The following is a 20,112-nucleotide window of genomic DNA, read 5'->3' as shown; positions in this document are numbered from 1 at the left end:
GGGGCTCCCAAAGCGAACATTTCGACTATGATACTCCGGTGTGCCCAGTTGGCCTGAGCAGCACAGTACTACTGAAAATATATGTTTCTTGGAGATACACCATGTCTAATCGCCAAACCGGCACCGTTAAATGGTTCAACGATGAAAAAGGCTTCGGCTTCATCACTCCTCAAGGTGGCGGTGACGACCTGTTCGTACACTTCAAAGCTATCGAAAGCGACGGTTTCAAAAGCCTGAAAGAAGGCCAGACCGTTTCCTTCGTGGCTGAGAAAGGCCAAAAGGGTATGCAAGCTGCACAAGTCCGCCCAGAGTAATTTTCTGGCGCACTAAAAAAACCCCGTCCATGTGACGGGGTTTTTTATGGTCGAAACAAAAGCCTGAAGCAATCAGCCGCAATTGACGCGGGTGACCACCAGGTTGTTGTCGGTGTTCAGGTTCAGGCGATCGGAGCGGTATTCCAGGGTCACCATGTCATCAGGCTTGAGGAACCGGGCATTCTGCGCGCCTGAGCGGGTACGTGCCTGCTCCAGCAATTGGGGCGAAGCCTTTTTGCCAATGGTGAATTCGGCAGCTTTTGCTTCACAACGGCTGTGGCCGGTATCGGTCGCCACGGGGTCCTTTGCCGACTCGGTAGACGTACTGCTGCAACCGGCCAGCAGAGTGGCGGCCAACAAAGTACCCAATGACGCGAGCTTCCAAGGCATGAAGCCTCCTTTTTTCAATAGTTAAGCTGAGATCGTGCGACCGCCATTTCGGCGTTTGGTTTCAAGATGAGTACCATCGCCCCGCCCTCGATCCGGACAGCGACGAGTTTGCCTGAGCATCACCCTGCCGTTCATCATTCAATCGTGACTGAATATGAACAGCGATCAATAGACGTCGATGTAGTCGAAAGGCGGTTTCGGCCAGTTCTCCTTGAGCGCATTGAAAATCTGCATCACCCAGACCTCGTCGCTGGCCGCGACCAATCCGATATAACCGGAACCCTTGGCCCAGGTTTCCAGGCGAAACAGCAACCCGTCGATGTCCGTACCGCCCACAATACCCGAGGAAATGTAGGCGATACCGCCCTTGGTGACCCGCAACTGAGTATGTTCATCGTCGCTGGCAGAGGCCAGCAACTGACGCACCGCTTCGAGGGTCAAGCCGTCGGGAGTGTTCAAATCGATCTGCACAGCACGGTCCTTGAAAATTCGTCAAAGACCAAGTGTCGCATAGCCCTCCCCTCATGCCTAAGTCGGAGTGCCAAACGCCGCGCAAAATGGTTAACTCGATACTCAGCCTTTCCGACTTCACGAGCGCCATCATGACCACCGTAAGCATCGACGCCGACATCAAAGCCAAGTGGCCACAAGGCCACAGCTCTTACAGCCCGGGTAGCCCGGAAGAGCTGGCAATCATTGGTATCGATTTGCTGGTCAAGGAACTGGGAACACAAGCCGCACAGACATTCATCAAACAGGTTCTCGAGAAGTACCCCGCCGACTATAAGGGCGCAACAGAGACCGAGTAGCGCAAAAAACCCGCAGGCTGACACCTGCGGGCCTATGACTTACTTCAAACGAGACAGACGCTGGGTCAACAGGTCGAAGAAGCCCTGAGCGTCGCCGCTTTCAACCCAGAAGGCATTTTTCGGTGCCTTCAGCCCGTCATACCAGTCGACAATGGTCTGGCCGAAGGTCGGCCCTTCGCGGCTATCAACCACGACGTTGACCGAACGCCCCGTGAACAGCTCTGGCTTGAGCAGGTAAGCAATGACCGTGGCGTCATGCACCGGACCACCCGGAATGCCGTAATGCTCCATGTCGCCTTTGACGTATTCGTTGAGAATATTGCCTACCAGTTTGCTGGCATTGTTGTTCAGAGCGGCGATTTGCTTCAGGCGCGCGTCACTGGTCAGGATCTTGTGGGTCACGTCCAGCGGCAGGTAGGTCAGCTTGACGCCGCTTTTGAGCACCACTTCCGCAGCCTGAGGGTCGGCGAACAGGTTGAATTCGGCCACAGGGGTAATGTTACCGCCATTGAAATGCGCACCACCCATGATTACCACTTCCTTGATGCCCTGAACGATTTCGGGCTCCTGGATCAGCGCCAGCGCCAGGTTGGTCTGTGGACCGAGCATGGCGATGGTGATGCTGTGGGGTTTGGCGGTCTTCAGGGTATCGATCAGATAATTGACCGCATTGCCTTCGGCCAGGCCTTTCTTCGGTTCGTGCACCGTGACACCCGACAGGCCTTCCTTGCCGTGGATGTTCTCGGCATAAATCGGCGTGCGCATCATTGGTTTCGGCGCGCCCGCGTAAACAGGCACCTCCTCGCGCCCTGCCCACTCGCGGGCGAGACGCGCATTACGCGAAGTCTTGTCCAGACGCACGTTGCCCGCAACGGTGGTCAGCGCACGAATATTCAACTCCTCCGGCGATGCCAGGGCAAACAGCAACGCGACCACATCATCGGCACCCGGATCGGTGTCGATGATCAGGTCGATCTTTTCCGCCGCTTGGGCGCTAGTTGTGGCAATCAGGGACAAAAGCAGCAGACTCCGAAGCAGATAGTGCAGTTTCTGAGCATAGCGTTGCATAGGGCACTCCTTGTGCGTGGGAAGAACGGAAAGTTAAAACGTTACTCCAGCCACCAAAACGATGTTGCAGTACGGCTGACATTCGCCTGTACGAATAATCGCCCGTGCTTGTCGGCTGAGTACTTTGAATTGGTCATGACTGAGCAGCTCGCGCCGCCCCAGTACACCGTCGGCATTCAGCTCATCCAGCGCGCTCAAGGCCGACGGCTTCTTATCCAGAATCTCATGGGCCAGCACATGGCTTTCGACCTGCATTTCGCTCAGCACAACCTTCAAGGTACTGACGAAGTCTGGAATACCGTGGGTCAAAGCCAGGTCGATCAATTCGACGCCGGGCGGAACCGGTAGGCCGGCATCGCCGATCACCACCGTGTCGCCATGGCCCAGGGAGGCGATCAGCCGCGACAGCGCGACGTTGAGCAAAGGAGTCTTTTTCATGGTGCTTTAAAGGCCTGTACATCGGACAAGGTGGGAATCGAAGGTTGCGCGCCAGCCCGGGTGACCGACAGCGCTGCGGCGACCTGGCCGAAACGGATCGCATCGGCCTCGCTTTTGCCGGCCGCCAACGCCGCAGCGAAACCACCGACGAACGTGTCGCCGGCTGCTGTGGTATCGACCGCCTTCACTTTCGCTGCCGGGAAATGCTCGAAGCGTTGGCCATCGGCGAACAGTGATCCTTGAGAACCCAGGGTGATGATCACTTTGCCGGCGCCCATGGCGATCAAGCGGGCCGCGGCGGTTTCGGCGGTGCTCAGGGAGTCCACCGGCAAACCGCTCAGGGCCGAGGCTTCGCTTTCGTTGGGGATCAGGTAATCGATGGCCGCATACCAATCCGCCGGCAGCGGGCGACTGGCCGGCGCCGGATTGAGAATCACGGTTTTACCCTGCTCACGACCGCGCTTCAGAGCATGGCCGACCGTAGCATCCGGTACTTCCAGCTGACAGATGATGACATCCGCCGCTTGTAACACCGCGTCGAAACGGTCGATCACTTCAGGCGTGAGCGCACCGTTGGCACCGGCAACAATCACGATCGCGTTCTGACTGTTGTCATCGACCACGATCAACGCTACGCCACTGGAATCTTCGACCGTGCTGACCGCCTGGCAATCGATCTGCTCGGCCAACAACGCCTCGCGCAGCGCTTCGCCATAGGCGTCGTTGCCGACACAACCGACCATCGACACTTGCGCCCCCAGCCGCGCCGCGGCCACGGCCTGGTTCGCGCCCTTGCCGCCGGAAACCGTAGCAAACGATTCGCCGATCAACGTTTCACCACCACGGGGCAGCCGTGATGCCCGGGTTACCAGGTCCATGTTCAGGCTGCCTATTACCACTACTTTTGCTGGCATACGTCACTACTCGTCAATTCTGTTTCTGCGGTGCTTTCGGTTTCAGCGGTACTTTTTGTTTAGCGGAATTGGGCAAACACACTGGCCAGCGGCGCAGTCGATTCGCGCAGGACAATACTGGGCGTCACGATGCGCTGATCGGTGGCCAGACCCGGCGTGGCAATCCTGCGCAACAGCACTTCGGCCGCCATCTCGCCAAGCTGCAGGATCGATTGACCAACGGTGGTCAACGCCGGATAGACGTAACGGCTCATCTGGATGTCGTCGAAGCCGATCACCGACAACTCGGTGGGCACACGAATATTGCGCTCGGCAGCGGCGCGCAACACACCGATGCCAATCATGTCGTTACCGGCGAAGATCGCGCTGGGCGGGTTGTTTTCCAGCAGGATCGCGGCGGCGTTGTAACCGCCCGTGCTGGTGAAGTCGCTCTCCAGCATGCGCTCGCGCGGCACTTCGACGCCTGCCTCTTTCAAGGCGCGGCAATAACCGGCCAGACGCATTTGCGCCACGCTGGTACTCGCCGGCCCGCCGATCGTGGCGATGTCCCGATGCCCCAGATCCAGCAAGTGCCGGGTCGCCAGGTAGGCACCGTATTCATGATCGATGCGCACCAGATCGGCATCGAGACCTTCGAGCCCACGGTCGACGATCACCATCGGCGTACGCACACCCGCCAGACCTTCGGCCAGACCGCTATCACCCCCGGCTGAGGCAACGATCAGGCCGTCAATACGTTTTTCCAGCAACACGCGAAGGTAACTGCGTTGCTTGTCCGGGTTGTCGTCGGAGTTGCAGAGGATGACGCAATAGCCGTTGCGCTCGCAGTAATCCTCGATGCCACGGGCCAATTCAGCGAAGTACGGGTTGAGGCTGTTGGGCACCAACAGGCCGATGGTCGCGGTGGTTTTCGCTTTCAACGACCGGGCCACGGCACTGGGCACGTAGTCGAGACTTTTGATCGCCGCCTCGACCTTGATCCGCACTTCCTCACTGACCGGCCGCGTCTTGTTCACCACATGGGAAACCGTGGTGTAGGAAATGCCCGCGAGTGCCGCTACATCCTTGATTGTTGCCATGACTCAGGTCCGCCGGCTTGCGCGCTGACTGCGATAAGTATCGAGCACCACTGCCACCACGATCACCGCACCGGTGATGATGCGCTTGGTGGGTTCGGTCGCGCCGATCTGCGCCAGACCGGCCGCCAGTACCGAGATGATCAGGACGCCAAAGAATGTACTGATGACCGAACCGCGCCCGCCCATCAGGCTGGTGCCGCCGATCACGACCGCGGCAATCACCTGCAGCTCCAGACCGGAGCCGGCGTTCGGGTCCGCCGCCTCCAGGCGCGAAATCTGAAACAATGCAGCAATCCCGGCCAACAGCCCCATCAGACTGAAGACCATGATTTTGTAGGGCTTCGGATTGATTCCCGCCAGGCGCACTGCTTCTTCGTTGGTGCCGATGCCGATCAGGTAACGACCGAACACCGTACGCGTCAGCACAGCCTGGGCGATGAAGATAATCAGCAAGGCAATGATGAATGACGGCGAGATGCCAAACGCGATCGGGTTGGACAGCCAGGCGAAGGCATCACCGATGTAGGCAGTGCGCGAACCAGTCATTTGATACGCCAGGCCTCGCGCCATCTCCAGCACGCCGAGGGACACGATGAACGATGGAATCCGCCAGGCCACGGTGATCGAGCCGGTGATTGTCCCGGCCAATGCCGCTACCGCCATGCCGAGCAAGGCCGCGGGTAAGACGCTCCAGCCCCAACCGAGAATCGCCACGCTGACCGCCGAGGCTGCGAGCGCCAGTACCGACCCCACCGACAAGTCGATACCGCCGATGATCAATACGAAGGTCATGCCGACCGCCAACACCATCAAATCGGGAATCTGGTTGGCCAGGGTGCTGAAGGTGTCGTAAGACAGGAAATGGCTGCTCAGGATCGAGAACAGCGCGACCATTGCCAGCAAGGCACCGGCCAGGCCCAGATAAGTACCGAGCCCATAAAAATTGCCACTACGTTTGCCGGCCAAAGATGCAGTATTCATGGAAGATCCCTAGGCGCGGCTTCGTTGAGCAGCGCATCACGTTTTTGGTAGCCGGCGAAAGCGGCGGCAAGCAAATCATCCTGGGTCCAGCTGTCACGCTCGAAGGTGTCGATCAGACGCCCTGCCGACAACACACCGATGCGATCGCAGATCAGCATCAGTTCGCGCAGGTCGCTGGACACCACTACCAGCGCCTTGCCCCGACGGGTCAACTCACCGAGTAATGCGTAGATATCGAACTTGGCGCCGACGTCGATGCCACGGGTCGGCTCGTCGAACAGCATCACCGTGCAGTCGCGCTCGAGCCAGCGGCCGATCACGACTTTCTGCTGATTGCCGCCGGACAATTCCGAGACCAATTGCGTCGGGCTGGAACTGCGAATGCGCATGGCGTTGATCTGACGCTGGGCCAGAGACATCTCGTCACCGTTGTTGACGAAGCCACCGCTGGAAATCACCGGCATATTGCCCAAGGCAATGTTGGCGCTGATCGATTGTGTCAGCAGCAGGCCTTCGCCTTTGCGGTCTTCGGTGATCAGCGCGATGCCGTGACCAACCGCGTCGGCCGGAGAACGAATACTCACCACCTGAGCCGACGCGCCCAGCGCGACGGTGCCGCTGTCGGCTGTATCGGCGCCGAAGATCAAGCGCAGCAACTCGGTGCGCCCTGCCCCGATCAATCCGGAAATCCCGAAAATCTCACCGGCGCGCACTTCGAAAGACACGTCGCGGACTTTGTCGGAACGGGTCAGCCCTTTGACCGTCAAGGCCGGCGCGCCGATTTTGCGCGGCCCCATGTCGATGTGCTCGCCCAATTCACGGCCGACCATCAGGGTGACCAATTGCTCGCTGTTGTAATTGGCCATCGGCTCGACACAGACCAGGTTGCCGTCGCGCAATACCGCGATGCGCTGGGCCACCCTTGCCAGTTCTTCGAGGCGGTGGGAAATGTAGATGATCGACACGCCACGCGCCTGCAGGCGAGTGATCTGCTCGAACAGCATTTCGACTTCACGGGCCGTGAGCATGGCTGTTGGCTCGTCGAGAATCAGCACGTGGCAATCGCCGATCAGGTTGCGAGCGATCTCGACCATTTGCTGATGACCAATACCTAGTTCACCAACCAACGTATCCGGATCGATGGCGTCCAGGCCGACCTGGGCCATGGCCTCGATCGCCGCCTTGCGCAATTGCTTGCGGCTGATCCAGCCACCATGGCTGGGCAGGTTGTCGAGAAACAGGTTTTCCGCTACCGACAATGTCGGCAACAGATTGAGTTCTTGCATGACCATGCGGATGCCCAGCTCTTCGGCCTGGCTCCGGCTGCCGGGACGGTAATCCTGCCCCTGGAATTGCATCTGGCCGGTGGTCGGCGTGACCAGTCCGCCAATGATTTTCGACAGTGTGCTTTTACCGGCACCATTCTCACCGGTCAGCGCCAGCACTTCACCGCGCATCAGCGTCAGGTCGATACCGGTGAGGACAGGTTGGGCATAGGTTTTACCGATACCGCTGACCGAGAGGACAGCGTTCGGGGCGCAAACGGACATAAAAACTCTCCATGTGCTCGCCCCAGGAGGCGAGCACCGTTGTGTCGCCAGAAGGACTACTTGGTAACCAGCTCTACCGGAGTTTCGATGACGCCGTTGGCGCCGCTATCGACTTTCTTGCCGCTAATGATGTTCAGCGCCGTCTCGATGCCAAACACTGCTTGCCGGGCAGCGAACTGGTCGGCGGTGGCCAGGACGCGGCCATCCTTGAGCATTGGCTTGATGGCGTTGATGTTGTCGTAACCGACCACTTGCACCTTGCCGGCCTTGCCCGCCGCGCGCACGGCAGATACTGCGCCGACGGCCATGCTGTCATTGCCGGCCAACAGAGCCTTGATGTTCGGGTATTCGCTGAGCATCGACGAGGCAACTTTGCCGCCCTTGTCGATTTCCCAATCACCGGATTGCAGGGACACGACCTTGATCTGCGCCGCTTCCATCGCATCCTTGAAGCCCGCCGTGCGCTGTTGCGCATTGGTGGTGGTGGAAACGCCTTCAATGATGCCGACTTCGTCACCAGCCTTCAGCTGTTTGGCCAGGTACTCACCCACCAGACGCGCGCCTTTGCGGTTGTCCGGGCCTACGAACGGAACGGTGATGTTTTTGCTTTTGACCACGGCCGGGTCCAGCTGGTTATCGATGTTGATCACGGTGATGCCGGCATCGACCGCTTTCTTGATGACCGGAACCATGGCCTTGGAGTCTGCCGGGGCGATGACCAATGCGTTGACTTTGGACAAAATCATTTGCTCGACGATGCGCGTCTGGCCGGCCGTGTCCGTTTCGTCCTTGATGCCGTTGGAGATCAGCTCGAAGTCGCCGGAGTGGTCTTTCTGGTAAGCCTTGGCGCCGTCTTCCATGGTCAGGAAGAATTCGTTGGCCAAGGATTTCATGACCAATGCGACTTTAGGTTTTTCAGGGGTTTCGGCGAAAGCCGAAGAGACGGGCAACGCGGCGGATGCGGCAGCCAGCATTGCGACAGCGAGAAGACGTCCAGCGAATGGCAGCTTCATGGGTTCACTCCGATCTTATGATTATTCTGAGCAATGCTTGCGCTGGACTCTGCCCTTACGGGATCAAGCCATCAAGGGCGACCGCGCAAACGTTTGCGTAGACCGAACTATGCGAACCCTATCGAGATTTGTCAACGACACGTTTTGTGTCTCGGTTGGCAAAAGCCAACCCTTTTACATCACGCTGTGGTGCTGACCAGACTGCCACTGCTGGAACCCTTGGCCAGCTCTTTGACCAGATTGCCTGTCACTTGCGCGAGCGCACCGCTGGTATCGGCGATTTGCCCCTGAATCGACATGACAGCGGTGGCTTTGGCTTCCGGGGTCGGATAATTCGCTGCCTGAGCGGCCGCCAGTTGTTGCTGCTGTTCGCGCAGTTGCTGCTGAAGTTCCTGCATGCGTTTGAGCAGTACCTGCACCGCAATACTTTGATTGCTGCTTTTTTCGGACTTGCTTTCGCCCTGAGTCTGCGCACCGCCACCGGTTCTGACTTGATTGTCACTACCCGCCTCCTCACCCAGCGCTTGGGTTGAGGCGTCGGACGTCGCTTCACTCAAGGCGTTGACAGTCGCCGGAGACTTGCCCGCGAGAGTGATGGCACCTGCATTTGGAAAACCGACAGCAAACGACATGTGAACTCCTGGAAAAATTTGATCCCTTTAAAGGAGCATCGACCTGCGCGGGAGTTTCTTTAGCACTGATTTTCGATTTCGCAAGGTGAATTTCTTAATGGAGGTCGGAGAGCCGAACGCAAAAGCACCCCATGTTCGGGAACCCGGACGAGCAAGTGCGAACACTTTTCCAGATATTTCAATAATTTATATAAAAAACATGAGGTTAAAAGATCTTCTTGTTGAATGTCAGGCTGGTACAGATCCTGCTCTTCCCCTACACCCCCGGCGTTCAGATCTGCCTGGGGCGCTTCTAGATGAACCTGCATTCCGCACTGTCTCACTACTAGAGAAAACAATAATGAAATCTGTCTTCAACACTTTTATTCCGGGCGCTTTGGCCCTCCTGCTTCTCCTTCCTACCGCCCCTCAGGCTAAAGAAGTCGAAACAAAACAGAAACTGGCGAACGTGGTGATCCTGGCCACCGGCGGCACCATCGCCGGCGCGGGTGCCAGTGCCGCCAACAGCGCCACCTATCAAGCGGCGAAAGTCGGTATCGAACAGCTGATCGCAGGGGTTCCGGAACTAAGCCAATTGGCCAACGTCCGCGGCGAACAAGTGATGCAGATCGCCTCCGAAAGCATCACCAACGACAATCTGCTGCAACTGGGCCGTCGCGTGGCTGAACTGGCCGACAGCAAAGACGTCGATGGCATTGTCATCACCCACGGCACCGACACGCTGGAAGAAACCGCTTACTTCCTCAATCTGGTGGAAAAAACCGACAAGCCGATCATCGTCGTAGGCTCCATGCGCCCTGGCACCGCCATGTCGGCCGACGGCATGCTGAACCTGTACAACGCCGTCGCCGTGGCCAGCAGCAAAGACGCACGCGGCAAAGGCGTACTGGTGACCATGAACGATGAAATCCAGTCGGGTCGCGATGTCAGCAAAATGATCAACATCAAGACCGAGGCATTCAAAAGTGCCTGGGGCCCACTGGGCATGGTGGTCGAAGGCAAATCCTACTGGTTCCGCTTGCCAGCCAAGCGCCACACCATGGATTCGGAATTCGACATCAAAACCATCAAGAGCCTGGCTGACGTCGAAATCGCCTATTCCTATGGCAACGTCAGCGACACCGCCTACAAAGCCCTGGCTCAATCGGGCGCCAAAGCCATCATCCACGCCGGTACCGGCAATGGCTCGGTCTCGTCCCGCGTGGTTCCCGCCCTGCAAGCCCTGCGCAAGGACGGCGTACAAATCATTCGTTCTTCCCACGTCAACGCCGGTGGTTTCGTACTGCGTAACGCCGAACAGCCTGACGACAAGTACGACTGGGTTGTGGCTAACGACCTGAACCCGCAAAAAGCCCGCATCCTGGCCATGGTCGCGCTGAGCAAGACCAACGACAGCAAAGAGCTGCAACGGATGTTCTGGGAATACTGATCCGCCCACGCCCGACCTGTTCTGGTCGGGCATCGCTGCCACCACTCGCCAGCCTTGGTGAGTGGTTCACGACCTATTCCGATAGAAAATTTCCCATCGTCCTACACCAAACGGAAAAAACTACTGTCAGAGGATTTTCTTGAATTTTAAGCAGTTGCGAAAATGCCTACAGTTAAATACTGTATGCCCGTACAGCTTAATAAGGATAATTCCGTGGCCACTACCTCTGTCTCTCCTGATACCTATGAACGCCTGGGTATGCGCGTTCAGAAAATCATCAATTCCCCCACCGCTCAAAAAGCCAAAGCAGCACTGATCTTCCGTCTTCCAGATGAACCGGTGGATGAATGGGAACGCTTGCTCGAAGAAATCGACGAGAACGATAACGTCACCCTCGCCCATCGCGACGATGGTGGTGTGCAGATTTTCTGGGTTGTGCCAAAGGAAGACTGAGTCAATGAGTGTCCGCTGGTTTGCTTTACTGCTGCTGTTCATCACCCTCGGCGCCCAGGCTGGCGCCCCACGCACCTTCAACGAAGCCAAGAAAGTCGCGTGGAAGTTGTACGCCCCGCAATCCACCGAGTTTTATTGCGGCTGCAAATACACCGGCAACCGTGTGGACTTGGCCGCCTGCGGCTATGTGCCGCGCAAAAACGCCAAACGCGCCTCGCGCATCGAGTGGGAACACATTGTCCCGGCCTGGCAGATCGGCCATCAGCGCGAATGCTGGCAACAAGGCGGTCGCAAGAACTGCACACGGTACGACCCGACCTATCAGAAAGCCGAGGCCGATCTGCACAATCTGGTGCCGAGCATCGGCGAGGTGAATGGCGATCGCAGCAACTTCAGCTTCGGCTGGTTGCCCGTGCAAACCGGTCAATACGGTTCGTGCCTGACACAGGTCGACTTCAAGGCAAAGAAGGTCATGCCCCGCCCTTCCATTCGCGGCATGATCGCCCGGACTTATTTCTACATGAGTAAGCAATACGGCTTGCGCCTGTCAAAACAGGATCGGCAACTGTATGAAGCCTGGAATAAAACCTATCCGGTACAGGCCTGGGAACGTCAACGCAATCAGAGCGTTGCGTGCGTGATGGGGCGCGGCAACGAATTTGTCGGCCCGGTGGACATGAAAACCTGCGGCTGACCGGCCGCTGAAAACACAAAGGCCTGGAGCATCACACCTCAGGCCTTTGTTCGTTTCTAACCGCTGTTTTTGTTTATTGAGCCGTCGGATGTTCGACCACCAGCGCCTCGATATTCCTTTTCTTTGCCCGGGTGAGCGCTGCCGTCACCTCAGCTTGCTTGTCTTGTGCCTCGGTTTTCGAATTGAACGGCCCTATCAGGATACGAACCTTTCCGTTCTCCCTGATGACGCTGGAAACGAAGCTATGCTCAATCAACCAGCCGCTCAGGTCGCTGACCGCCTGGGGGGTTTCGCCGCGCACCTCGACGTCCCATTGTGGGCCGGTTGTCGCTGCGGGCACGGAGGCGACTGCCGGTTGCGGCTTTTGAGCGTCAACCCCCTTACCCTCACCGCACCCGGCCAACGTCAATACTGCGATTACCAAGGCCATTTTGCGCACAACGCTTCCCTCTGAATGCTGAAAGCGGCGATTTTAACACTCATGGATCCTGCTCGAGCGCCGCAAAATGGGCGCAAAACAACGAGAATGATGGTTGCGGCCTCTGTATAGTTACGCCTTGGGAATTAATGCAGCATCTGCGCGTCAGAAAGAGGCACCCAAACTGCGAGACTTCGCACTAATCTATACCTATACCGACCTCTGCACTGTCCGAATCAGGTGCCCCACAAAGCAATCAAGGAGAAAACCATGCTGATACTCACCCGCAAAGTCGGTGAAAGCATAAACATCGGTGACAATATTACGATCACCATTCTGGGCGTTAGCGGCCAGCAAGTCAGGATTGGCATCAACGCCCCGAAAGACGTTGCGGTGCATCGCGAAGAAATCTACCAACGCATTCAGGCCGGCCTGACCGCCCCAGACAAACCGCAAACACCCTGAATCCTGCTGTGGTCAGTAGCCAGCCCATTCTGCCTCGAATAACGGCTGGCTAAAGATTCAAGCACCGCATCGCCCTCTGCCCAACCTCTTTGCGATACCGTCGCAACGTGGAGCCGATACTACCGCCCATCTCATGCCATGACTGTCAGACGTTTCGGATTTGCAGCGAGAAAGAGCTTCCTCATTCCTGGCTAACCAAACGTTACCCCACGCGCCATGCCCGTGGCAGCTACGACCATCAGCACCAGCAGCAGCGCTTCGATATGACTGATACGGGCAAACAGCGTTGCGCGCCCGGTATCGATAGCCGCCCTACGCCCCAACGCAATCCGCCATTTGATCAGCGCCACCATCGGCGCAATTTCAAGCAACAGGATAAGGACGAAGAGCGTCATCTTGAGATGAAACAGCGGCTGGTGAAGATAGTAATCAGTGCCTTTTTCATACCCACCAAAAGCTCGCATCCCTCCCGTGACCAAGAGAATGACTGCAGAGATCCCCCACAGATTATCCGCAACCAAAACGCTGCGCGCCTCCCCTGTCCCGGCAATCAGACGACGTAAAGCCGTACCGCGGGTCAGTACCGCCCAGAAGCCTAGCGAAAAGGCCAAGAGGTGAATCACCGCCAGAAACCAGTGAGCCAGCATCGACATACTCCTTACAGACGAAGTTGAAACAACCCTACAGTAGTAGTTCATCGGAGGATATTTGCCCAAAGCTCGTGGCTCCGCTGATACACCGCCATCGACATGAGGTCACTATGCGTAAGGATTACCTGGCTTTCTTTATCTCGCTGTTCCTGTCCCGGCTGGGTGACCAGATCCTGCTGTTCATCGTCCCGCTGATTGTCTTTCAGACCACCAACAGTGTCTCTTTGGCCGGCCTGGCTTTTTTTGCCGAGTCGTTGCCGCGCTTTCTGGCATTTCCCGTATGCGGTGCACTGTGCGACAAGTTTTCGCCCATTCGCATCCTGCACATCAGCCAGGTCTACCGTGCAGCGGCCTGCGTCGCTGCCGTGGCACTGTATGGCGTATTTGATGGCATCTACTGGATCGTGATTCTGTCCGCGCTGTGCGGCGTGCTGACCACCCAGGGCATCATGGCCCGCGAAGTGGTCATGCCCTACATTTTCAAGCAATACACCTACGCCAAGACCCTCTCCTATTCGCAGATCGCCGATCAGACCGGGCTGGTGCTTGGCCCACTGGTCGCGGCGCTGATGCTGGAAGTCTGGGCGTGGCACTGGGTGGTGCTGGGGATTGCCGGGCTGTTTCTGCTGGCTGATCTGGCGATGTTGATCTGGCAACGCACCAGCTCGATCACTCTGGAGTCATTCGAGCAACATCAGGACATCTGGCTGCAACCGCTGCGCATTGCATTCGGGCATATTCGCGACCTGGCGGAACTGCAGAAGGTGATCAGCCTGGCGGTGGGCGTGAACCTGATCATCGGCATCACCCTGGCCACATCAGCAGCCATGGTGATCGGCCAATACAGCGCCAGCAAAGACTTTTATGCAGGGCTGCAAGCCGCCGGGGCGGTGATCACCATCGTCATTCTGTTCTTCCTGGCGCGGGTGACCTTACCAATGAGAGTACTGGGAGTCGTTTCTTATACGATGATTGCCGCCGGCGCTCTGACCACCGCCTTCAGTCCGAACGCTTGGGGGTATGCCATCGGCTTCCTGCTGATTGTCGGTTTCGACAAGATGTTCAACGTATACATACGCAGCATCCGCCAGCGGGTGATTCCGCCCAAGGACTTCGGCAAGACCGTGGGCGTCATTACCTTGCTGAACAATCTTTCTCAACCATTGGCCGGATTGCTGATCGCCTTGTTGGCCGCCCCTCTGGGAGTACAGAAAGTCATTCTGCTGCTGGCGGTGATCACTGGCTTGATCGGGGTGGGCGTGGTGCTTTTCGCCAGGGCGAGCAATGCAACTGCTGTCCCAGTGCCCGATTCAATTGGTAAATAGCGGGCGCAAAAAAACCGGGCTCCTGACGGACACCCGGCTTTTGAGAATTTTGGACTTAATCTGTTCTTTTTGAAGTCGAAGTGCGAGCGTTGCTTAGTCCTTTAGCATTGTGATCGCCAGGCGTAGAGGTCGAAATGGCAGAGGCCTTCGTCACCCCTCGCGTATCCCGGGAATTCGCAATGCCCGAAGTCACCGAACCATGGCCGCTATCACCATTACGATCATTACCGTAGTGGTTGCCACTGAGACCACGGTCGCGTACAGCTTTGCCTGCGTGATCACTGCTCAAGCCATTGCCGTGGCCATTGCTGACGCCGCCGGAATGGCCGGAACCACCGTGGCCACTGCCATTACCGCCACCATTGCCACCACCGTTACCACCACCATTGCCGCCGCCGTTACCACCACCACCACCACCACCACCACCACCACCACCACCATCTTTCGCGTAGGCGGAACTCATGATGGACAGCTCAGCGGGCAATAATGGGGCGGCTGCAAGCATCATCACGCATGACATGACGGCTGCAAAACTCTTGTTTTTTAATAACATGGGGAGATTCCGTGTGGTTGATATTGCACGGAGTAATTGACTGTTTCGGCGGCACACAGTTCAAAAGCCGACGACCAGCGGGCAGGCAATGTGCAATTAGCGAAAAAATGCACATTGCTTCCCGTGATTTACAGGTCGTTATGCTGCGAGGACACGATTGAATTGGTCAGTTTCATATCAATCGAATGCGCCATTGAGAACCTCGTAGATAATCCCGGTAGCGATCGCCACCAATATCAAGTCAGTGCCAGCCTGCCGCCACTCGTAGCCATCGTAATGCGGAAGCCTGCCGAGCAATCGGCCATCGAGTTTTTTGGCGATCCCCGGCGGTAGCGGTTTTCCACGGGCGAGGTTTTTTTGAATGCCGGGTGGCAAGGCGGGCCCGGGGCTCCAGTAGTCGCGATAACCACCCAGGATACCGAGGACACTTCCGTGGTTGATGCTCGGGCCGTGACTCCAATCGTCACCCCCTGAACCTTTGCCTTTGTTTCCATGGCTGGCGTTGCCATGGTCCTGGATGTTTTGTGGATTTCCCTTGCCGCTTCCCTGGCCCTTCCCGTTTCCCGGGTCGGCCAATGCAGTCATTGAACCGGACGCCAAGGCAAGACACGTCATAGCGGCAATCAACGAGCGAGATCTAAACATATCCGTTCTCTCAGAAAGGGGATGCCCCCTGCAATGTATAGACGGTTATGGCTGTGTTAGTTCAGAAACTATGTTCGCTGGAGGTGGCGCCATCGGCTCAAGTTAAATCGCAGACAACAAAAAAGGGCCCACCTTTCGGTGAGCCCTTCTAGACCGCCCAGCAGAGCGGATTTTGTTTGGTAGGCGCGATTGGACTCGAACCAACGACCCCCACCATGTCAAGGTGGTGCTCTAACCAACTGAGCTACGTGCCTGCTGTGAGGCGGCATTCTACGGAATTCCGAAGGGGTGTCAACACCTTTTTTTCACCTAACCCTATGAATATGCAAAATATTTAATTTTGCTGTGGCAAAGAAGATTTTCCGCTGGCTGGCGGTCGTTTTTTAACTCGGGTAGGATCGATGCACTCGTAAAATATATTAAACAGAGGCTGCAGGATGGCGAACACTCCCTACCCAGAGTCCTATTACGCTGCGTCGGCCAATGTGGCGCCGCCGCGCCCGGCCTTGCAGGATGATGCAGAGACTGATGTCTGTGTCATCGGGGCCGGTTATACCGGTCTGTCCTCTGCCCTGTTTTTGCTGGAGAACGGTTTTCGGGTAACGGTCCTGGAAGCCGCCAAAGTGGGTTTTGGCGCATCGGGGCGCAACGGTGGCCAGATCGTTAACAGCTACAGCCGTGATATCGATGTGATTGAGCGCAGTGTCGGCCCCAAGCAAGCTCAGCTATTGGGGCAAATGGCGTTCGAGGGTGGGCGGATCATTCGTGAGCGGGTGGCCAAATACAACATCCAGTGCGACCTGAAGGACGGCGGTGTGTTCGCCGCCATTACCGCCAAGCAGATGGGCCATCTGGAGTCCCAGAAGCGCCTGTGGGAGCGTTTTGGTCACACGCAACTTGAGTTGCTGGATCAGCGACGCATCCGTGAAGTGATGGCTTGCGATCAATACGTCGGCGGCATGCTCGATATGAGCGGCGGGCATATTCATCCGCTCAATCTTGTCTTGGGCGAGGCAGCAGCTGTGGAGTCGCTGGGTGGCACCATTTACGAGCAGTCGCCAGCGGTGCGCATCGAGCGCGGCGCCAATCCGGTGGTGTATACGCCTCAGGGCAAGGTCAGGGCCAAATTCATCATCGTCGCCGGCAACGCTTACATCGGCAATCTGGTGCCGGAGCTGGCGGCGAAGTCGATGCCCTGCGGGACTCAAGTGATCGCCACCGAACCCTTGGGCGATGAATTGGCCAAGCGCCTGCTGCCTCAGGACTACTGCGTCGAAGACTGTAACTACCTGCTTGATTACTACCGCCTGAGCGCTGACAAACGCCTGATTTTCGGCGGCGGTGTGGTCTATGGCGCACGCGATCCGGCGAACATCGAGGCGATCATTCGACCGAAGATGCTCAAGGCCTTCCCGCAACTCAAGGACGTGAAAATCGATTACGCCTGGACCGGCAATTTCCTGCTGACCCTGTCGCGACTTCCCCAGGTCGGACGGCTGGGCGACAACATCTACTATTCCCAGGGTTGCAGCGGCCACGGCGTAACGTATACGCACCTGGCGGGCAAGGTACTGGCCGAAGCATTGCGCGGCCAGGCTGAGCGTTTTGATGCCTTTGCCGACCTGCCCCACTACCCGTTTCCCGGCGGACAATTGCTGCGTACACCATTCGCTGCATTGGGCGCCTGGTATTACGGATTGCGAGACAAACTGGGTTTCTGACGGGACACACACAGACGAAAAAAGGGGCAACTGAAAAGTTGCCCCTTTTTACATCAGCATCTCTCGCCCTGATTAAGGCTTACACCTTCTGATCTATTTTCAGAAATAGACCGTATTCAGAAGTCGACCGTCGCCGAAAGGAGGTAGGTGCGTGGGGTCGACAACGTCAAACCAGGCTCGCTGTCATCCGAGGCCCCAGCCGAACTCCAGTAGCGCTTGTCCGCCACGTTCTCGACGTTGGCACGCAGGGTGATGTTCTTTTCGTCGACCTTGAATGCGTAGCGCGCACCCACGTCGAAACGCTCCCATGCTTCGATTTCTTTGTTATTGGACTGGTCCAGATACTGCGAGCTGGAATAGAGGCCGCGACTGGTCAGGGTCAGGCCCTGTACGGTCGGTACATCCCACTCCGCGCCCAGGTTGACGTTGTATTTCGGCGTGGCCGGTGCCCGGTTGCCGTCATAGGTGCCATTGGTGGTATTGGCCAACTCGCTGTCGATGTACATGACACCGCCGAGCAGGCGAAAACCTTTGAGCGGTTCACCGAACACACTCAGCTCCATGCCCGTATTTTCGCGCTTGCCGTTCGGGCCGAAAACCCGCGTCGTGGCGTTGGTCTCATAGGCCGGTTGCTTGATCCGGAACACCGCGGCAGTCACGGCGAACGCACCCGCGTCATACTTGGCGCCGACCTCGACCTGGCGGCTGATGAACGGCGGAAATATCTCGTCCTCGTTCACAGAGGTCGATGGCGCGATCTTGCCCTGGCTCAGGCCCTCCATGTAGTTGGCATACAGCGACAGCTTATCGGTTGCCTTGAACAGAATGCCGCCCGACGGCGATACCTTTTCTTCATCGTAGGCCGTGGCGCCTTTGACGTTATCCGTCCAGTCGTCAACCTTCACGCGCTGCCAGCGGGCGCCGAGGGTCAGCAAAAGCCGGTCATCGAAGAAGCCCAGAGTGTCGGACAACGCCACGCCGCTGAAGCGGTTCTCGGTGTAGACCTTCGAATCGAGCCGAGTGGGTCTGACAGGTGTTGGTGTTTCCACGGGGTCGTAGAGGTTGCTGCGGGCCGCGGCATAACGGGCGCCGCCATTTTCGAAGTCCATGTAGAAATAGCTGGCGGCCAGATTGACTTCATGGCTCACCGGGCCGGTATGAAACCAGTTGCGCACCCCTGCCGTGGCCGTCCGGACATTTTCATCACGGGTGAAGTCACGCGGCTGAACGCTGAAATCGCCGGCATCATTGGTGACCGCAACGGCATGCCGGAGGAAGTCATGATTGCTTTTACGCGCGCCCACTCCCCCGTACAGCATGACGGAATCGCTGACATCAAATTCGCCGTTCACCGCCCCGAACGTGTCGTTGGTACTCGCCTTGCTCCAGGGCTGTGCATAGTTGTCACGCACATCGTTCGCATTCGGCACCTTGGCATTGGCGCCGACCTGCACGCGCTCCTGCGGGGCGTCGGTATCACGCTCGGTGCGCCCGATGTCCGTCGAGAGTCGCAGGCGTTCACCGCGAAAATCCAGGCCCAGCACGGCCATCTCGCGATCGACACTCTGGTGATCCCATTCGGTGTCGCCGGACTGCTTCACGCCGTTGAAACGAATACCGAATTTATTGTCCTCACCAAAGCGCCGACCAACATCCACGGCACCGCCGACCTGATTGTCGGAAGCGTAACTACCAGTGAACGAAGTGATGGGCTTGTCGGTCGCGCGCTTGGGCACCACGTTGATCCCGCCACCCACACTGCCCCGCGGCGAGATGCCATTGATGAGCTGGTTCGGGCCTTTGATGATGTCGACGCGGTCGGCCATCTCCATGTCGATCGTATAGGTCGGCAGGACGCCGTAGAGACCGTTGTAGGCGACATCGCTGTTGAACAGGCTGAGCCCGCGAATGGTGAACTGCTCATAACGCCCACCCGCCGGGTTGGTGGCGCGAACCGAAGGATCGCTGGCGATCAGGTCGCCCAAGGTCCGAGCCTGCAGGTTTTTGACCGCCTCGCCGGTGTAGGTGGTCATGCTGAACGGCGTTTCCATAAAGTCTTTCGAGCCCAGCAAACCTTGCGAACCTCGGCGCGCGACCTGGCCGCCGGCATACACCTCGCCGTCCGCCCCGCCCGTGGCACCGAGAATCGAGGTGGGGGCCAGTTGCAGGCTGCTGCCTTCTGGCGCCGGGGTCAGGATGTAGGCTTGTTCGCCTACCGGCTGCAGTTGCAGACCGGAACCCTGCAACAGCCGGGCAAAGCCCTCCTCGACCGCGAATTCGCCGGAAAGACCGGGGCTGGTGCGACCACCCACCAGTGCCGGATCTACCGAGAGGTTGACGCCAGACAGACCGGCAAACCGGGTCAACGCATCACTCAAGCTGCCGGCAGGCACCTGATAATTGCGCCGGGCACTGTCTTCGGCCCAACTGGCTGTGATGAATAATGGACTGGCACTCAGGCCCAGCAACAGGCTCAGGTGCAACAACGGACGCAGGCGGGAAGAAGCCGGACGCGGACAGCAAGGTATTACTGCGGGCATTGATAGAGTTCTCTTGATTCGTTCACATGCC

23 protein-coding genes and 1 tRNA gene are annotated in these 20,112 nt (G+C 57.7%); 8 read left to right on the top strand and 16 right to left on the bottom strand.

All coding sequences use genetic code 11. The features are described from left to right. Positions 1–101: 101 nt before the first annotated feature. The gene (locus AB7M26_RS15085) at positions 102–314 is read left to right on the top strand and encodes a cold-shock protein (protein WP_003179963.1); all 213 of its coding nucleotides are present in this window, start codon (positions 102–104) and stop codon (positions 312–314) included. 72 nt (positions 315–386) lie between these two features. Here the strand turns inward: AB7M26_RS15085 and AB7M26_RS15080 are convergent, their stop codons facing one another. Then, positions 387–704 (bottom strand): I78 family peptidase inhibitor, encoded by a 318-nt coding sequence (locus AB7M26_RS15080; protein WP_008075866.1) that lies wholly within the window; start codon positions 702–704, stop codon positions 387–389. Between the two features lie 165 nt (positions 705–869). Beyond that, positions 870–1,175, bottom strand: coding sequence for a hypothetical protein (locus AB7M26_RS15075; RefSeq protein ID WP_123498776.1), 306 nt, complete (start codon positions 1,173–1,175; stop codon positions 870–872). A gap of 131 nt (positions 1,176–1,306) precedes the next feature. On the opposite strand from AB7M26_RS15075, the gene AB7M26_RS15070 reads away from it, so the two are divergent. Beyond that, entirely contained in the window at positions 1,307–1,513 is a 207-nt protein-coding gene (locus AB7M26_RS15070) for a hypothetical protein (RefSeq protein ID WP_063340416.1), read from the top strand. Positions 1,514–1,552: 39 nt separating this feature from the next. Here AB7M26_RS15070 and AB7M26_RS15065 read toward each other — a convergent pair whose 3' ends face one another. The 8 genes from AB7M26_RS15065 to AB7M26_RS15030 form a co-directional block, all read right to left on the bottom strand. Continuing rightward, complete coding sequence (locus tag AB7M26_RS15065; RefSeq protein WP_123498774.1) at positions 1,553–2,581, bottom strand: nucleoside hydrolase; 1,029 nt, start codon at positions 2,579–2,581, stop codon at positions 1,553–1,555. 33 nt (positions 2,582–2,614) lie between these two features. Next, entirely contained in the window at positions 2,615–3,019 is a 405-nt protein-coding gene (gene rbsD, locus AB7M26_RS15060) for a D-ribose pyranase (protein WP_123498772.1), read from the bottom strand. After that, positions 3,016–3,933: a ribokinase gene (rbsK, locus tag AB7M26_RS15055; RefSeq protein ID WP_123498769.1), complete on the bottom strand. Its 918-nt coding sequence runs from the start codon at positions 3,931–3,933 to the stop codon at positions 3,016–3,018. The genes rbsD and rbsK overlap by 4 nt, the downstream gene beginning before the upstream one ends. A 59-nt stretch (positions 3,934–3,992) precedes the next feature. Beyond that, on the bottom strand, positions 3,993–5,012 hold the full coding sequence (locus AB7M26_RS15050) for a LacI family DNA-binding transcriptional regulator (protein WP_123498767.1): 1,020 nt from the start codon (positions 5,010–5,012) through the stop codon (positions 3,993–3,995). A 3-nt stretch (positions 5,013–5,015) separates the two neighbouring features. Then, positions 5,016–5,993, bottom strand: a complete 978-nt coding sequence (locus tag AB7M26_RS15045; protein ID WP_123498765.1) for an ABC transporter permease — start codon at positions 5,991–5,993, stop codon at positions 5,016–5,018. Beyond that, positions 5,990–7,543, bottom strand: coding sequence for a sugar ABC transporter ATP-binding protein (locus tag AB7M26_RS15040; RefSeq protein ID WP_429384980.1), 1,554 nt, complete (start codon positions 7,541–7,543; stop codon positions 5,990–5,992). Before AB7M26_RS15040 ends, AB7M26_RS15045 begins: the two co-directional genes overlap by 4 nt. A 56-nt stretch (positions 7,544–7,599) precedes the next feature. Further along, on the bottom strand, positions 7,600–8,556 hold the full coding sequence (locus AB7M26_RS15035) for a sugar ABC transporter substrate-binding protein (protein ID WP_123498761.1): 957 nt from the start codon (positions 8,554–8,556) through the stop codon (positions 7,600–7,602). A 179-nt stretch (positions 8,557–8,735) separates the two neighbouring features. Then, positions 8,736–9,188: a hypothetical protein gene (locus AB7M26_RS15030; RefSeq protein WP_429384977.1), complete on the bottom strand. Its 453-nt coding sequence runs from the start codon at positions 9,186–9,188 to the stop codon at positions 8,736–8,738. A gap of 340 nt (positions 9,189–9,528) precedes the next feature. On the opposite strand from AB7M26_RS15030, the gene AB7M26_RS15025 reads away from it, so the two are divergent. The 3 genes from AB7M26_RS15025 (at position 9,529) to AB7M26_RS15015 (ending at position 11,764) form a co-directional block, all read left to right on the top strand. Continuing rightward, positions 9,529–10,617: an asparaginase gene (locus AB7M26_RS15025; RefSeq protein WP_429384974.1), complete on the top strand. Its 1,089-nt coding sequence runs from the start codon at positions 9,529–9,531 to the stop codon at positions 10,615–10,617. Between the two features lie 162 nt (positions 10,618–10,779). Further along, complete coding sequence (locus AB7M26_RS15020; RefSeq protein WP_429378884.1) at positions 10,780–11,070, top strand: DUF1654 domain-containing protein; 291 nt, start codon at positions 10,780–10,782, stop codon at positions 11,068–11,070. 4 nt (positions 11,071–11,074) lie between these two features. Further along, a complete protein-coding gene (locus tag AB7M26_RS15015; RefSeq protein WP_008007243.1) occupies positions 11,075–11,764 on the top strand; it encodes an endonuclease in 690 nt (229 codons plus the stop codon). A 73-nt stretch (positions 11,765–11,837) separates the two neighbouring features. Here the strand turns inward: AB7M26_RS15015 and AB7M26_RS15010 are convergent, their stop codons facing one another. After that, on the bottom strand, positions 11,838–12,203 hold the full coding sequence (locus AB7M26_RS15010; protein WP_192343334.1) for an SPOR domain-containing protein: 366 nt from the start codon (positions 12,201–12,203) through the stop codon (positions 11,838–11,840). A 249-nt stretch (positions 12,204–12,452) separates the two neighbouring features. Between AB7M26_RS15010 and csrA the strand changes: the two genes are divergently transcribed. Then, positions 12,453–12,647, top strand: coding sequence for a carbon storage regulator CsrA (csrA, locus tag AB7M26_RS15005; protein ID WP_007905913.1), 195 nt, complete (start codon positions 12,453–12,455; stop codon positions 12,645–12,647). 191 nt (positions 12,648–12,838) lie between these two features. Here csrA and AB7M26_RS15000 read toward each other — a convergent pair whose 3' ends face one another. Beyond that, positions 12,839–13,294: a DUF2214 family protein gene (locus tag AB7M26_RS15000; RefSeq protein ID WP_123498751.1), complete on the bottom strand. Its 456-nt coding sequence runs from the start codon at positions 13,292–13,294 to the stop codon at positions 12,839–12,841. Between the two features lie 113 nt (positions 13,295–13,407). On the opposite strand from AB7M26_RS15000, the gene AB7M26_RS14995 reads away from it, so the two are divergent. After that, positions 13,408–14,622 (top strand): MFS transporter, encoded by a 1,215-nt coding sequence (locus AB7M26_RS14995; RefSeq protein WP_429378878.1) that lies wholly within the window; start codon positions 13,408–13,410, stop codon positions 14,620–14,622. A 55-nt stretch (positions 14,623–14,677) separates the two neighbouring features. On the opposite strand, the gene AB7M26_RS14990 is transcribed toward AB7M26_RS14995, so the two are convergent. The 3 genes from AB7M26_RS14990 to AB7M26_RS14980 all read right to left on the bottom strand — a co-directional run bounded on the left by AB7M26_RS14990 (position 14,678) and on the right by AB7M26_RS14980 (position 16,074). Then, a complete protein-coding gene (locus tag AB7M26_RS14990) occupies positions 14,678–15,175 on the bottom strand; it encodes a hypothetical protein (protein WP_429441151.1) in 498 nt (165 codons plus the stop codon). A 177-nt stretch (positions 15,176–15,352) separates the two neighbouring features. Then, complete coding sequence (locus AB7M26_RS14985; RefSeq protein ID WP_192343331.1) at positions 15,353–15,820, bottom strand: anti-virulence regulator CigR family protein; 468 nt, start codon at positions 15,818–15,820, stop codon at positions 15,353–15,355. 177 nt (positions 15,821–15,997) lie between these two features. Further along, positions 15,998–16,074: transfer RNA gene (locus AB7M26_RS14980), tRNA-Val, on the bottom strand. Between the two features lie 183 nt (positions 16,075–16,257). Between AB7M26_RS14980 and AB7M26_RS14975 the strand changes: the two genes are divergently transcribed. Then, positions 16,258–17,541: an NAD(P)/FAD-dependent oxidoreductase gene (locus AB7M26_RS14975; protein WP_123498724.1), complete on the top strand. Its 1,284-nt coding sequence runs from the start codon at positions 16,258–16,260 to the stop codon at positions 17,539–17,541. 116 nt (positions 17,542–17,657) lie between these two features. On the opposite strand, the gene AB7M26_RS14970 is transcribed toward AB7M26_RS14975, so the two are convergent. Beyond that, the gene (locus AB7M26_RS14970; protein ID WP_123498722.1) at positions 17,658–20,081 is read right to left on the bottom strand and encodes a TonB-dependent receptor; all 2,424 of its coding nucleotides are present in this window, start codon (positions 20,079–20,081) and stop codon (positions 17,658–17,660) included. Positions 20,082–20,112: the final 31 nt, after the last annotated feature.

This window comes from Pseudomonas sp. F-14 TE3482, assembly GCF_053629455.1.
The sequence above is the reverse complement of the archived record's forward strand: the minus strand, read 5'-3'. Positions and strand labels throughout refer to the sequence as shown.